General features: G+C 71.0%; 10 protein-coding genes and 1 pseudogene. 4 read left to right on the forward strand and 7 right to left on the reverse strand.

The genetic code is table 11. The features are described 5' to 3' along the window. The first annotated feature begins 89 nt into the window (after nt 1-89). Nucleotides 90-971 carry an RNA polymerase sigma-70 factor gene (locus tag ACZ3I4_RS32095; protein WP_465385790.1) on the forward strand — a complete coding sequence of 294 codons (882 nt, stop codon included), beginning with the start codon at nt 90-92 and terminating at the stop codon, nt 969-971. A 12-nt stretch (nt 972-983) separates the two neighbouring features. On the opposite strand, the gene ACZ3I4_RS32100 is transcribed toward ACZ3I4_RS32095, so the two are convergent. Continuing rightward, entirely contained in the window at nt 984-2,402 is a 1,419-nt protein-coding gene (locus ACZ3I4_RS32100; RefSeq protein ID WP_465385791.1) for an FGGY family carbohydrate kinase, read from the reverse strand. A 262-nt stretch (nt 2,403-2,664) separates the two neighbouring features. Between ACZ3I4_RS32100 and ACZ3I4_RS32105 the strand changes: the two are divergent. Beyond that, a pseudogene (locus ACZ3I4_RS32105) lies at nt 2,665-3,783 on the forward strand (alkaline phosphatase D family protein); the annotation flags it as partial. A 269-nt stretch (nt 3,784-4,052) separates the two neighbouring features. Here the strand turns inward: ACZ3I4_RS32105 and ACZ3I4_RS32110 are convergent. The 3 genes from ACZ3I4_RS32110 to ACZ3I4_RS32120 all read right to left on the reverse strand — a co-directional run bounded on the left by ACZ3I4_RS32110 (nt 4,053) and on the right by ACZ3I4_RS32120 (nt 7,827). Continuing rightward, nucleotides 4,053-6,107, reverse strand: coding sequence for a sensor histidine kinase (locus ACZ3I4_RS32110; RefSeq protein WP_465385792.1), 2,055 nt, complete (start codon nt 6,105-6,107; stop codon nt 4,053-4,055). 317 nt (nt 6,108-6,424) lie between these two features. After that, the gene (locus ACZ3I4_RS32115) at nt 6,425-6,976 is read right to left on the reverse strand and encodes a snapalysin family zinc-dependent metalloprotease (RefSeq protein WP_465385793.1); all 552 of its coding nucleotides are present in this window, start codon (nt 6,974-6,976) and stop codon (nt 6,425-6,427) included. Between the two features lie 95 nt (nt 6,977-7,071). After that, nucleotides 7,072-7,827, reverse strand: coding sequence for an SDR family NAD(P)-dependent oxidoreductase (locus tag ACZ3I4_RS32120; protein WP_465385794.1), 756 nt, complete (start codon nt 7,825-7,827; stop codon nt 7,072-7,074). A gap of 86 nt (nt 7,828-7,913) precedes the next feature. Between ACZ3I4_RS32120 and ACZ3I4_RS32125 the strand changes: the two genes are divergently transcribed. Beyond that, nucleotides 7,914-8,768, forward strand: a complete 855-nt coding sequence (locus ACZ3I4_RS32125) for a helix-turn-helix domain-containing protein (RefSeq protein WP_465385795.1) — start codon at nt 7,914-7,916, stop codon at nt 8,766-8,768. 1,188 nt (nt 8,769-9,956) lie between these two features. On the opposite strand, the gene ACZ3I4_RS32130 is transcribed toward ACZ3I4_RS32125, so the two are convergent. Then, nucleotides 9,957-11,000, reverse strand: coding sequence for an NAD(P)-dependent alcohol dehydrogenase (locus ACZ3I4_RS32130; protein ID WP_465385796.1), 1,044 nt, complete (start codon nt 10,998-11,000; stop codon nt 9,957-9,959). Nucleotides 11,001-11,095: 95 nt separating this feature from the next. On the opposite strand from ACZ3I4_RS32130, the gene ACZ3I4_RS32135 reads away from it, so the two are divergent. Further along, nucleotides 11,096-11,674, forward strand: a complete 579-nt coding sequence (locus ACZ3I4_RS32135) for a TetR/AcrR family transcriptional regulator (RefSeq protein WP_465385797.1) — start codon at nt 11,096-11,098, stop codon at nt 11,672-11,674. Nucleotides 11,675-11,977: 303 nt separating this feature from the next. Here ACZ3I4_RS32135 and ACZ3I4_RS32140 read toward each other — a convergent pair whose 3' ends face one another. After that, nucleotides 11,978-12,625 carry a DUF6882 domain-containing protein gene (locus tag ACZ3I4_RS32140; RefSeq protein ID WP_465385798.1) on the reverse strand — a complete coding sequence of 216 codons (648 nt, stop codon included), beginning with the start codon at nt 12,623-12,625 and terminating at the stop codon, nt 11,978-11,980. 26 nt (nt 12,626-12,651) lie between these two features. Next, entirely contained in the window at nt 12,652-13,290 is a 639-nt protein-coding gene (locus ACZ3I4_RS32145) for a TetR/AcrR family transcriptional regulator (RefSeq protein WP_465385799.1), read from the reverse strand. Nucleotides 13,291-13,365: the final 75 nt, after the last annotated feature.

The following is a 13,365-nucleotide window of genomic DNA, read 5'->3' on the forward strand; positions in this document are numbered from 1 at the left end:
ACACCGGCGGCCCCGGCGGTGACTTGAGGTCGTACCCGGCAAAAGGAGGACCCCATGACCATCGCCCGGCCGGCTCCGGGTCCAGCGGCATGAGCGACGCGCACACCGGCGCCTTCGTCGAGCACCGGAACCTGCTGTTCACCGTGGCCTACGAGATGCTCGGGTCGGCCGCCGACGCCGAGGACGTGCTGCAGGAGACCTGGCTGCAGTGGATCAAGGTCGATCTGCCCGCCGTACGGGAAAATCGTGCTTTTCTGGTGCGCATCACGACCCGGCAGTCGCTGAACCGGCTGCGCACGATGAAGCGCCGGCGGGAGGCGTACGTGGGATCGTGGTTGCCCGAACCGCTGCTCACGGCGCCCGACGTGGCCGAGGACGTCGAGCTGGCCGAGAGTGTGTCCCTGGCTCTCATGCTGGTGCTCGAGACGCTGTCGCCGACCGAGCGCGCGGTGTTCGTCCTGCGTGAGGCGTTCGATGTCGGCTATGACGAGATCGCCGCGGCCGTCGGCAAGACCCCCTCCGCCGTACGCCAGATCGCGCACCGCGCCCGCAAGCACGTGGACGCCCGCCGCCCGCGCGAGGCCGTCACCGCCGCCGAGACCCGCGCCGCCCTGGAGTCGTTCCGCCGCGCGCTCGAGACCGGCGACCTGCAGGGCCTGCTCGACGTGCTGGCCCCCGACGTCGTGCTGATCGCCGACGGCGGCGGCCTCAAGCAGGCCGTGCCCAGGCCGATCACGACCGCCGACCGGGTGGCCCGGCTGATGCGCGGCGGCTACGGCCGGACCGGTGACCAGCTCACCGTCGAGCCGGCCACCGTCAACGGCAGTCCCGCCCTGGTCGTCAGCCTCGGCGGCGAACTGGACGGCGTGCTGGCCGCCCGGGTCGAGGACGGCCGGATCGCGGCCCTCTACTACGTGCGCAATCCGCAGAAGCTGTCCCGGGTGGAAAGCGAGACTCCCCTGGCCCGTTGACCGGTCGCAGGTTCACGACGAGAGGGTGGCGCGGACGGCGTTGCGCCATCGTCCGAGGTGGTCCGCGGCCCGGTCGGCCGACCAGACCGGCTCGTAGGTGGCGGCCGGCCGCCATCCGCCCACCACGTCGGCGATCGGCACGGCCGGGTCGAGGGCCAGGCGGGCGCACGCGGCGGCGCCGAGGGCGGTCGCGTGCGGGGAAGGATAGACGTCCACGGGCAGCTGCGCGAGGTCGGCCTGAGCCTGCATGAGCACCCGGGAGCGGGTGAGGCCGCCGTCGGCGCGGAGCCGGGTCAGCGGGGTGCCGAGATCGTCGCCGGTCAGCGCGATCAGCGCCGCGACCTGGGCGGCGATGCCGTCGAGGACCGCCCGGACGAGGTGCCCGCGGCCGGTGCTGAGCGTCATGCCGGTGAGCGACGCGCCGGCCGACGAGTCCCACCAGGGCGCGGCCAGGCCGGCCAGCGCGGGCACGCAGAACACCCCGCCGGCGTCGGCCGCGGCGACCGTGTCGAGCTGGCCGGCCCCGGTGAGCAGGCCGAGGTCGCACAGCCAGCGCACGGCCGACCCGGCCGTGTAGACCTGACCGTCCACGCAGTACGCGGTCTCGCCGCGCAGCCGCCAGGCAACCGAGGTGGACAGGCCCACCTTCGACCGGGCCGCCGCCGGGCCGAGCTGGGCCAGAAGAAAAGCCCCGGTCCCGTACGTGCATTTGGCCGCGCCCGCGTCGAGACAGTTCTCGGCGAGCAGCGCCGCCTGCTGGTCGACGATGAGCCCGGTGACTGGCAGCTGCCCGCCGAACGCGCTCGTCGTCCCGACGACGGCATCGCCGGCCACGATCTCGGGCAGGTCCTCCCCGGCCAGCCCGAACAGGTCGAGCAGTTCCCCGCTCCAGCTCACAGCGTCGAGGTCGAGCAGCAACGACCGGCTCGCGGTGGACGCGTCGGTGACGAACGCGCCGCACAACTGGTGCACGAGCCAGGTGTCGGTGGTGGTGACCACGCCCTCGGTGGTGCGGTGCTCGCGCAGCCAGCGCATCTTCGGCGCCGAGAAGTACGGGTCGAGGATCAGCCCGGTCAGCTCGGCGACCCGCGCGGACGAACCCGACCGTTCCTCGCACACCGGCTCGGCCCGCCGGTCCTGCCAGACGATCGCCGGTCCGAGCGGTTCCCCCGTACGCCGGTCCCACGCGAGCACGGTCTCCCCCTGGTTGGCCAGGGCGACCGCGGCCAGCGGCACCCCGGCCTCGACGGCGGCCCGGCGCCCGGCGCTGAGCACCGAGCCGAGCAGTTCCCGCGGGTCCTGCTCGACCCCACCGCCGTCCAGATACACCGGGTGCAGCGGTTCCTCGGCCGTCGCCAGAATCCCGCCGTCCCCGTCGGTCACGACGGCCTTGGTTCCGGACGTGCCCTGGTCGATCGCGAGAATGTGCATCAGCGGCCTTTCACCTGAGCGAGCGGCGAGTGCTGGAGGTGCCAGCATGCCGTACCGGAGCCCGGCCCGGCCCGGCCTCGTTCGAGGGAGAGACGCGCATCCCGCTCCGCCCGGCCGGCAGCCGTAGTTGTCTGGCCTGGTGAGCAAGGTCAGCCGCCGCACCTTCGTCCTGGGCAGTCTCGGCGCGGTGGTCGCGCCGCCGGCCTCCGCCTACCCGTTCACGCTCGGCGTCGCCTCCGGTGAGCCGGCCCACGACAGCGTGGTGCTGTGGACCCGTCTGGCCCCCGCGCCGCTGGCCGAGGACGGGCAGGGCGGCATGTCACGGGCCGATGTGGCCGTCGACTGGCAGGTGTCCGCGAGCGATTCGTTCGCCAAGCTTCTCGCGTACGGGACCGTGACCGCTCGCCACACGGACGCCCACTCGGTGCACGTCGTCGCCGGAGGGCTCGCCCCGGACGCCGAATACTTCTACCGGTTCCGGACGCGCGGGCACATCTCCCCGCTCGGCCGCACCCGCACGGCTCCCGCGGCCGGGTCCTTCGGTTCCGGGCTCCGCATGCTGTTCGCCTCGTGCGCGAACTTCGAGCATGGCTACTTCACCGCGTACAGGCGCATGGCCGAGGACGAGCCGGGGCTGATCCTGCACCTCGGCGACTACATCTACGAGGGGGCGCCCAGCCCGGAACGCGTACGGCAGCACCTCGGTCCGGAGGTTTTGACGCTGGCGGATTATCGGCGCCGGTACGGGCAGTACAAGGTGGACCCCGACCTGCAGGCCGCCCACGCCGCCGCGCCGTGGCTGGTCGTGCCGGACGACCACGACGTCGAGAACGACTATGCGGGCGGGCATCGGCTCGACAACCTGCCGCCGCTCACCCCCGCGCAGTGGTCCGCCCGGCGCGCCGCCGCTTACCGCGCCTACTACGAGCATCTGCCGCTGCGTCCGAGCGCGGCTCCGTCCGGCACCAGTCTGCCCGTCTACCGGCGCATCCGGTGGGGACGGCTGGCCACCTTCCACATGCTCGACACCCGCCAGTTCCGCGATCCTCAGGTCTGCGGCGGCGTCTGGAAAGCCTGCCCCGACGCCGGCCTGCCCCGGCGCAGCATGGTCGGCGCGGCCCAGGAGAAGTGGCTGCTCGACGGGCTCGCCCAACACGAGACCACCTGGGATGTGCTCGGCCAGCAGGTGTTCTTCGCCCAGCGCCACGATGCCCGGGGCGCCGGAAGCATGGACTACTGGGACGGCTATCAGGCGTCCCGCGACCGTCTGCAGCGCGGCTGGACCGAGCGGAAGGCCCACCCGGTGGTGCTGACCGGCGACATCCACTCGGCCTGGGCCGGCGACCTCAAGGCCGACTACGACGACCCACGTTCGCGCACGATCGGCACCGAACTGGTCTGCACCTCGATCACGTCCCGGGGCGACGGCACGGCGGCCACCGCGATCCTCTCGGAGGCGAGAATCCGCACCTCAAGTTCTACTCCGACCGGCGCGGCTACACCCGGACGACGATCGGCCGCGACCGCATCCGGGCCGACTTCCGCGGGCTCGACGCCGTCACCCGCAAGAACGCCGCCGCCCGTACGCTCAAATCGTTCGCGATCGTCGACGGGCAACCGGGGTTGCGTCCGCTCTAGCCGCGCTGCGGGTCAGGCCGCTCCGACCGTTTCGGAATCCCACATGCGGGACGTCGGGGAGGCGCGCGGGACGGTCAGAATGAACACCGCGCCGTGCGGCTGGTTCGGCTCGTACGAGACGTCGAGACCGCCGGCCTGCGCGAGCTGGCGCACCAGATAGAGGCCCAGGCCCGTGCCGGCGGTCGTGGTGGCCACCCCGGAACCGGCCCGGGCGAACCGGTCGAACAGGTGCGGCACGAACTCGGCGGGCACGCCCTCACCGTGGTCGGCGACGCGGATCGCGACCTGCTCGCCCGCGTTGGTGACGGTCACCGCGATCGGGGGCCGGCCGTACTTGGTGGCGTTGGTCATCAGGTTGCCCAGGATGAGCTGCAGCTGACCGGGATCGGCCAGGCCGGTGGTCTCGTCGGGGGCAATGACCGAGATCGGGACGCCCGAGCTGACGTGATGCGCGGCGACGGCCTCGCGGACGACGTGCGACAGATCGATGCGTACGGGCCGGGCCACCATCGCCCCGGCGTCGAGCTGGGCCAGCATGAGGATGTCGGTGACCAGGTCGTTCGCCCGGTGCCCGGCCGCCGTCATCCGCTGCACGTAGTTGACCTTCGTGTGGTCAGGCAGACCGGCCCACTCCTCCACGACCAGCCCGCCCAATCCAACGATCTTGGCCAGCGGCTGGCGCACATCGTGGCTGAGCATGGCCATCACGTCGGCCAGGTGCGTGTTCGCGTCCTGCAACTGCTCGGCCCGCTGGGCCAGTTCGGCCTGGTCGCGTTCGCGCTCCCGTTCGAGGGTGTTGCGCTCGGTGACGTCGATGATCTGCGTCGCGAAATAGAGCGGGCGTTCCTCCTCGTCGCGCAGGACGGCGGCGGTGACCGAGGCCTCGACCACTTCGCCGTCGGCGCGCAGATAGCGTTTGTCGAGGTCGAAGCCGTCGATGCGCCCGGCCAGGCAGTCCCGCATGGGCGCCTCGAAGACGGCCGCGTCGTCGGGGTGGCTGAACTCGGCCAGCCGGCGCCCGATCAGGTCCTCCTCGGAACGGCCGAAGATCTGACAGCCGGCCGGGTTGATCCGCAGGCAGCGGCCCTGGACGTCGGCGACCACCATGCCGATGCGCGAGCCGTCGAACACCTTGCGGAAGCGGCGCTCGCTGAGCAGCAGCTCACGGCGGTTGGCCCGGGCCCGGCCGGCCGCCGCCACCACGGCCAGGCCGACCACCGCGGCCCCGCCGAGCGCGGCCCGGCCGGCGATCTCGGTGTTGCGCAGCGAACTGAACAGCACGTCCTCGCTCACGGTTGCCGACAGCCGCCACGGGGTGCCGTCGACGGCGACCGACGCGTACCGCCACCACTTGCCACCGGTGCGGTAGCGGCCGCTCGGCTCCTGCAGCAGGGCGTCGGCCAGCGGCGGGTCCTCGCCGGCCAGCGTAGGCCCGGCGCTCGTGAACGCCGTGGTCGCGGCCACGATGTTGCCGCTCGTGTCGACCAGTTGCACCCGCGCCCCGGTCAACGACAGCGCGCTCGTGAAGTACGAGGCCAACGGGCTGGACCGGATCGGCACGGCCCCCGAGAAAACGCGGCGCCCCTGGCTGGTGTCGAACGGCACGGCGAAGGCGACAACCGGGGTCTCCTCCGCGACCGAGTCCACCACGCCAGACACAGCCGGGCGCCCCTGAAGCGCCTCCCGCAAATGGGTGTACCGGCCGGCGAGGTCGGTGCCGACCATTTCGGGACTGGACGGGGCGATATGCAGAACCCGCCCCCGCGCGTCGAGGAGAACAGCCACCGGATAGCCGAAGCCGGCCACCGCGCGCTGGAAGTCCTTGGCCTCAACGACCGGGTCGGCCAGCGAGGCCTGCGCCTGAACGAGTTCCCGCCCGAGCGCCTCGGCAGCCACGCCGCCCATGAAGTCGCCCAGCGTGCCCACACCCGTATCGAACCGCTGCGCAACAGAGTCCCGGCTGTTGTCCTGCTGCCAGAGCAGAACGCCGGTGCCCAGGACGACAAGCAGCAGCCACACCCCCAGGGGCACAACTGCCGGACGCCACCAATTCCGCAGGCCGCGCATACCCCATCATCGGCATTTTCCGCCCGTCACTGAGCGAGACCAGCCCCGGCGGACCAACACGGCCATCCGCCCAGTCGTCAACAGCCAGCCGCCGCCCATCCAGGCCCGCCTGCCTCGACGTCCGGCCTGCCCTACCGCCGCGTCGCCCGGCCTGCCTGTACCGCCGCGTCGCCCGGCCTGCCTGTACCGCCGCGCCGCCCGGCCTGCCCTACCGCCGCGCCGCCCGGCCTGCCCCTACCGCCGCGCCGCCCAGCTCGCCACGGTTCACCGTCATGCCGGCGGGCCCGTGCTGCGCCCGCCGGCATCACGGCCCCCGTCTAGCCCGCCACTCCGGCGAGAGCGGGCTGCCACACGTACGTCCGCGGGGTCACCGCGGCCGACGAACGGAAGTTGGCGTCAACCGTGGCCAGCTCCCGCGAGTTCGGATACGAGTTCGTGCACGAGACCGGCGCGCTGCTGCCCGACATCAGGTCGGTGCACAAGCCCGTGCGCCGGTCGGGCAGCCCCAGGATGTGCCCGAGCTCGTGAGCGGCGATCCGCGGCGGGTAGTAGCCCTGGTTGACCGCCTGCCGGCCCATCCAGACACGCCCGTTGCCGAGCGAGGTCGTCTGCGCGCGCGGCCAGTCGTTGTCGGCGTAGATCCGGATGTTCGGCGTGCGCCCGGCCGGCACCGGCTCGAGCCGCACGTTCGTAGCCCGGCTGTTCCAGATCTGCGCACCCTGGTTGACAACGGATACGAATTCCTGGGCCTGGCTGGCGTCGTAGTAGAGCACTCGTGGCGCGGCCTGTGCCGGGTTGGCGCCGGCGACCTGCACGCCGGCGAGCGCGACGACCGCGATGAACGCGGCCGCCAACCGTCGAAGAAGCATCGATGCCCTCCTGCGGGGGTTCGGGGGGATTCCTGGCCCTGACCCTAGCCATACAAAGATGGTCATCGATCTTTTTCGGGCATACCGAAAGCGTCCTACCCTTCTGCGATCCGTGTCGTGGTGATCCCCCCGTCAACGTAGAGCGTGGTGCCGTGGATCATGCGTGCCTCGTCGGAGACCAGGAACGCAACCGCGTTCGCGATGTCATCCGGCCGCACCGGAACCTTCGCCGGCGTCGACGCGGCCATCCACTCCGTGACCTCACGGGCATGCGCATTCCCGGGCGTCGCCGTCACCCCGGGAGCAACCGCATTGACCCGTATGCCTTTCGGCCCGAACTCGGCCGCCCACGATCGGGTCAACTGCTCGTCGGCCGCCTTCGTCGCCGTGTACATAGCGCCGAAGGCGCTGCCCACGGACGCCATCCACGAGCCGATCGTGACGATGACCCCCTCGCCGCGGGCCACCATGGCGGGCGCGAGCTCGCCCACCAGCACGTGCGGGGCGCGGACGTTGACGGCGAGCATCGCATCGAGGTCGGAGTCGGGCAGCGCGGCGGTCTCGCTGACCGGATAGATGCCGGCGTTGTTGACCAGCACGTCGACCCGGCCGCCCAGCGTCTCAGTGGCCGCAGCCGCAAACGAGCGCAACTCCGGATAGGAGGCGTCCAGGTCGGCGGGCACGAAATCGGCCTTGCCGCCGTCGGATCGGATGCCCGACACGATGGAGTCGCCCCTGCTCCGATCACGCCCGGCCACCACCACGTGATAGCCCCGGCCCGCCAGCCGGCGGGCGATCGCCTCCCCGATTCCGCTGGTCGCACCGGTCACGATTGCTGTCGCATCAGTCATGGGCACATTTGTACGACCGAACGGAGCGGCCAACCAGGTCATGACATGACCACCCTGCCGCCGCGCCACCGCGCTATATCTGACGCATGCCCGCCAACCGCATCGCCTTCGCCGAGTTCCTGCGTTCCCGCCGCGACCGCCTCCAGCCCACTCAAGCGGGAGTCCAACCGTTCCCCGGCCCGCGCCGCGTACCCGGTCTGCGGCGTGAGGAACTGGCCATGCTCGCCGGCCTGAGCGTCGACTACTACACGCGCATCGAGCAGGGCCGCCAGGCCAACATCTCGCCCGAGGTGCTGGCCGCGCTGTCCCGCGCGCTGCAGCTCGACGATATCGAGAGCGCCCACCTCCGCGACCTCGCCGCCCCCGCCCGGCCCGCTCGCGGTCGAGACGGTTCCGCGTCCCGCCAGCGCGCCGATCCGGGCCTGCTCCGGGTGATGACGGCGCTTGCTCACCTGCCGGTGCTGCTGCTGGGCCGGCGCAGCGCCGTCCTGGCCCGCAGCGCCCTGCTGCCGGCCGTGCTCGGCCGCGAGTTCGCCGTCGGCGAGTCGTTTGTCCGCTATCTCTTCCGCGACCCGCTGGCCCGGGAGCGCATCGTCAATTGGGAGGTCTTCGCCCGAGCCGCCGTGGCCGGCATGCGACGCGAAGCGGGCTCCCACCCGCACGACGGGCGCCTGCTGGCCGAGATCGACGTCCTCCGGCGCAGCGACCCCAAGATCGACCAGTGGTGGCAGGACCAACAGGTCGGCGACTACACCTCGGCGACGAAACATATCCTGCACCCCGACCTGGGCCGCCTGCACTTCGACATCGAGCACATCATCGCCCCGCACGATCCCGACCAGCACTTGATCGTCTACACCACACCGCCCGACTCCCCCACCGCCCTGCTCCTCCCGATGCTGGCAAGCCGCGAGCTCACGGCCGCCGGAGCCCTCACATGACCGGGTCCGACCAGCTCCAAGGAATTGGCACGCCTCTCCCATAGAGGCATGGCCAGGCGGGCGGCGTGGGCAACGCCACCCGCGGGCAGCCGGCCAGTCGTAACGCCAGGGACCGCCCGGCCGCGCACGACCGACGAACAGGAAGGACAGCGAGGCAGCTACCACGCGCGGACCAACCGAGCCGGGCCGACGAGGAAGCCCGGATGATCACGCACCCAGGTCTTTACCGAGCGCAGCTGCGGGCAGGGTCATCGCGGGCGGCCACCAGAAATCGTGCCCGTGTGGTGCGGCGCATCATCGTCGACGGAACACCGGCTAGGCCTCGATCGCCGAGGGAGGACCTGTGTGAGGCGCTACGGCCGCGCGCACAGCGCGGCGGTGGCCCGAAGGCCCAGCCGGACGGACGCCTGGCCTATGGGTCCGGCAGTTCCCGCGTTGACGCCAAGCCGGCGCGAGGCCAAGGCCGCGCACGACAGAAGCTGCGCGGGACTCCACAAGCGGGTGCCGCGCACGACAGACAGCCGCGCGCAGGACTCGACAAGCAGGGTGCCGCGCACAGCCTGCGCGCGGGACCCGACAAGCGGGTGCCACGCACGACAGACAACCCGCGCGGGACCCCACAAGCAGATGCCACGCACGACCGACAAGCCGCGCGCAGGACCCCACAAGCGGATGCCGCGCACGACCGACAAGCCGCGCGCAGGACCCCACAAGCGGATGCCGCGCACGACAGACGGGCAGCGCGCGGGACCCGACAAGCGGAACGGGCTGGCACTCGTCCCCAAGGCAGGCGCAGGACCGACGAACGGGAGGCCAGCAGGATCGGGATTCACCGGGCAGGTAATCGCACGCCACGGACGGGCAGGACCGGCACGCCGACTGCACGCCGATCGGCACGCCGACCGACAAGCCGCGCGCAGGGCCGAGAAACGCCGGGGCAGCGGACCGAGCAGGCAGGCGGGCAACAGTTCGCGGAATCGGCACCGAGCGGAGCATGCAGGCGGCTGCCCCTGCAGCTCCGCCCGAGCCGGCTACTGCGCTCTCGGTGCTGATTTATCCGTCGGTGGGCAGGGCCAGGCGCAGCGAGGCGGCGGGCAGCTGCTCGAGCACAACAGGAGTGGGTCTGGCGAGGCGGGGCCTTTGGCGGCGGACGGCAACGGATGCGTGGCCGGTTCCGTGTCTGGCCGATCAGTCGAGGTCGGAGAGGTCGAGCACGAAGCGGTAGCGGACGTCGCCTTTCTCGAGGCGGGTCAGGGCTTCCTCGACCTGGGTGGAGGGCAGCAGTTCGATGTCGGCGGTGATGTTGTGTTCGGCGGCGAAGGCGAGCAGTTCGGCTGTCTGCTTGGTGCCGCCGGTGCCTGATGAAGTGAGGTTTTTGCGGCCGAAGGTGAGGTCGAGGATGCGTACGGGGGTTTCCAAGGGGGCGCCGAGGACGCTCAGCGTGCCTTCGAGAGTGAGCAGGCGGAGCAACGGCGAGAAGTCGTGCGGGGCGGCGATGGTGTCGAGGATCAGGTTGAACGAGCCGGTGGCCTGTTTCATCTTTTCGTCGTCGGTGGTGAGCAGGAAGTCGGTGGCGCCTAGTTTGCGGGCGTCGTCGGCCTTGGCGGAGGTTCGGCTCAGGACGGTGACTGAAGCGCCGAGGGCGGAGGCCAGTTTTACTCCGAGGTGGCCCAGGCCGCCCAAGCCGGCGACGGCGACGCGGCTGCCGGGGCCTACGCCCGCGGCGCGCAGCGGCTCCCACATGGTGATGCCGGCGCACATCAGCGGCGCGGCGGCGGCCGGGTCGAGGGTTGCCGGGAGGAGGTAGGCGAACTTGGCGCGTACGACGTAGGAGCGGCTGTAGGCGCCGAGCGTTGTGGTGCCGTCGACTCGGTCGGTGCCGCCGTAGGTGGTGGTCGGGCCCTGGAGGCAGAAGTTCTCCTGGCCGGCCTGGCACATCGGGCACGCTCCGCACGAGTCGACCACCGTGCCGACGGCGACGCGGTCGCCCACGGCGAAGCCGGTCGCCTCCGGACCGGCGGCGGTGACCGTGCCGGTGAACTCGTGGCCGGGCACGAGGCCGTCGGTGGGCTTGCCGGTCATGCCGTGGAGCGCGTGCAGGTCGCTGTGACAGACACCGCAGAAGTCGACGCGTACGGCTAGGTCGTCGGGGCGGAGGTCGCGGCGTTCGATCGCGGCCCGTTGCAGGGCGGTCGAGTTGCCGGTGCTCTGCCAGGCGTACGTGGTGGTCATGGCGCTCTCCAAACAAACTATTCGGTCTGTCTAGCGAACGCTAGTCTCGACGTGGCGGGAAAGCAAACGAACTCGTCTGTTTGTATAGTGAGCTCATGCCCGAGCTTCCGACTACGGCCAAGGGGGCCGCGACCGTTCGCCGCATTCTTGACGCGGCCGCGGAGGAGTTCGCGGAGTTCGGCATCGCGGGGGCGCGGATCGACCGGATCACCGCGGCCGCGCGCACCAACAAGGCGCAGCTGTACGGGTATTTCGGCAGCAAGGAAGGGCTGCTCGACGCGGTCCTGGACGATCTGCGGCGGCGCGGGGCGAGTGCGGTCGGATTCGACGCCGATGACCTGGCCGGGTGGGCCGTCGCCATGTACGACGAGAATCTGCGGCAACCGCTGTTTGCCCGGCTGATGGGGTGGATGCGGCTCGAGCAGCGTCCGGTGGGTCTGATCTTCGACGACACCGATCTGACCCCGAAGCTGGAGTCGGTGGCCCGCGCTCAGGAGAAGGGGCTGGTGCGTTCCGGCGACCCGGCCGACCTGCTCACACTGGTGGTGGCCATAGCCGCTGCCTGGTCACCGACCAGCCACGCCTACGCAGCGTCGGTCGACGAACCCGCCGCCGACCACGATCGCCGCCGGGCGTTGCTCCGCGAAACGGTCGAGCGCACGCTCGCCCCGTAGACGCGACGCGCGGACCAAGCGCACGCTCACCCCGTAGACGCCATGCGCGAAGCAAGCACACGCTCGGCCCGTAAACGCGACGCCCGAAGCAAGCACACGCTCACCCCGTGGACGCGACGCGGGAAGCAAGCACACGCTCGGCCCGTAAACGCGACGCCCGAAGCAAGCGCACGCTTGCGCCGCAAATCCGAACGGGGACCGCCGCACCCAGCATGGGCCCAGGCACACGCTCGCGCGGTCACCCGCCGGCGGGAAGCGGAAGATCGGGCTCGCTCAGTGGGTGCATGGCGGCCAACGGCGATCTCAGGGGCGTGGGGGGATCGTGCCGTTCAGGTGGGCTATGCGGCCCTCGCGGTCGAACTCGACGGTCAGAGTGGCGCCGGAAGGGTGGTGAGCCACGCCGGCCTCGAAAGGCCAGCCCTGCTGCTCGAAGAAGGCGGTCACGGCCGGGCGGTGGTCGAACGGGAACGCGGAAATGGTCTGGCTGATCACCGTCAGGGCGCGTTCGGGCTGGATTTCCTGTGGCGGCATGCCCTCGAGGTGGAAGAACAGGGCACCGCCCTCGTACGGGCCCCGGTAGTACGGGCGGCCGGTCAGGCCGGAGGCGATCAGCGCGAGGCGGTGGCCGTCGGCCCGGTCGAGGCCGAATGTGCGGTCGGTCAGTTCGGGGAGGCCCGCGTTCTGGCCGTAGTCGCGCATCCAGGTGCACAAGTGGGTCAGTTCGGGCGGCAGGTTGCTCGCGTGGTTGGCCCAGGCCCACAGCCAGGTGCCGTCGCTGTGGCTTTCGCTGCCGAGGAGCTGGATCGGGAAGCGCAGGTCGGATCCGAACGTCACCGCGCCGGCGTTCAGGTCGACCGACCAAGGGCGCTCGCCGATCACCTCGGCTAGGGCGAACTGCCTGGCCATGGCCGTGAGGACGTGACGGCCGAAGAGATCGTCGAAGGCTGACATAGCGCTGGAGTATGGCAGCCGGGGCGCTACGGCCGGCGGGTGGGCGCGGCCGTCACGTGGGCCACGACCAGGTCGCCGATCATCTGGCGCTGGTGGTCGCGCAGCTGAGGGTCGAGCAGGTCGCGGTCGAAGATGGCGCGGAACGTGTAGCGGTTGGCGCCGCGGAAGATGCAGAACGAGCTGATGATCATGTGGATGTCGAGGGCGTCGACGTCGTCGCGGAACAGGCCGGCTTTGACGCCGCGCTCCATGATGCGGGTCAGCACGTCCAGCGCGGTCGAGGCCAGGCCCTCGCGGGCGCCGGACTTGATCAGGTGCTGGGCGTAGTGGATGTTTTCGATCGCTACCAGCCGTACGAAATCCTGGTGTTGCTCGTGGTGGTCGAAGGTGAGCTCGGCCAGCTTGCGCAGCGCCTCGACCGGCTCGAGATGCTCGACGTCGAGTTTCTGCTCCAGCGCCCGGATGTGCTGGTACGCCTGCTCGAGGACGGCGAGATAGAGCCCCTCTTTGCCCCCGAAGTAGTAATAGATCATGCGCTTGGTGGTGCGCGTCTTGGCCGCGATCTCGTCGACGCGGGCTCCCGCGTACCCCTGATCGGCGAACTCGGAGGTCGCCACCTCGATGATCTCGGCTCGGGTGCGCTCGGCATCCCGTACCCGTTCCATGGCGTCGACAATAGCGGAGCCGCCAATCCGCCCCTTTGTCCGGATATCGAGGGCTCGCCTTTCTCAACTCGCGGC

It is taken from the genome of Actinoplanes sp. NPDC021490 (genome assembly GCF_055562135.1).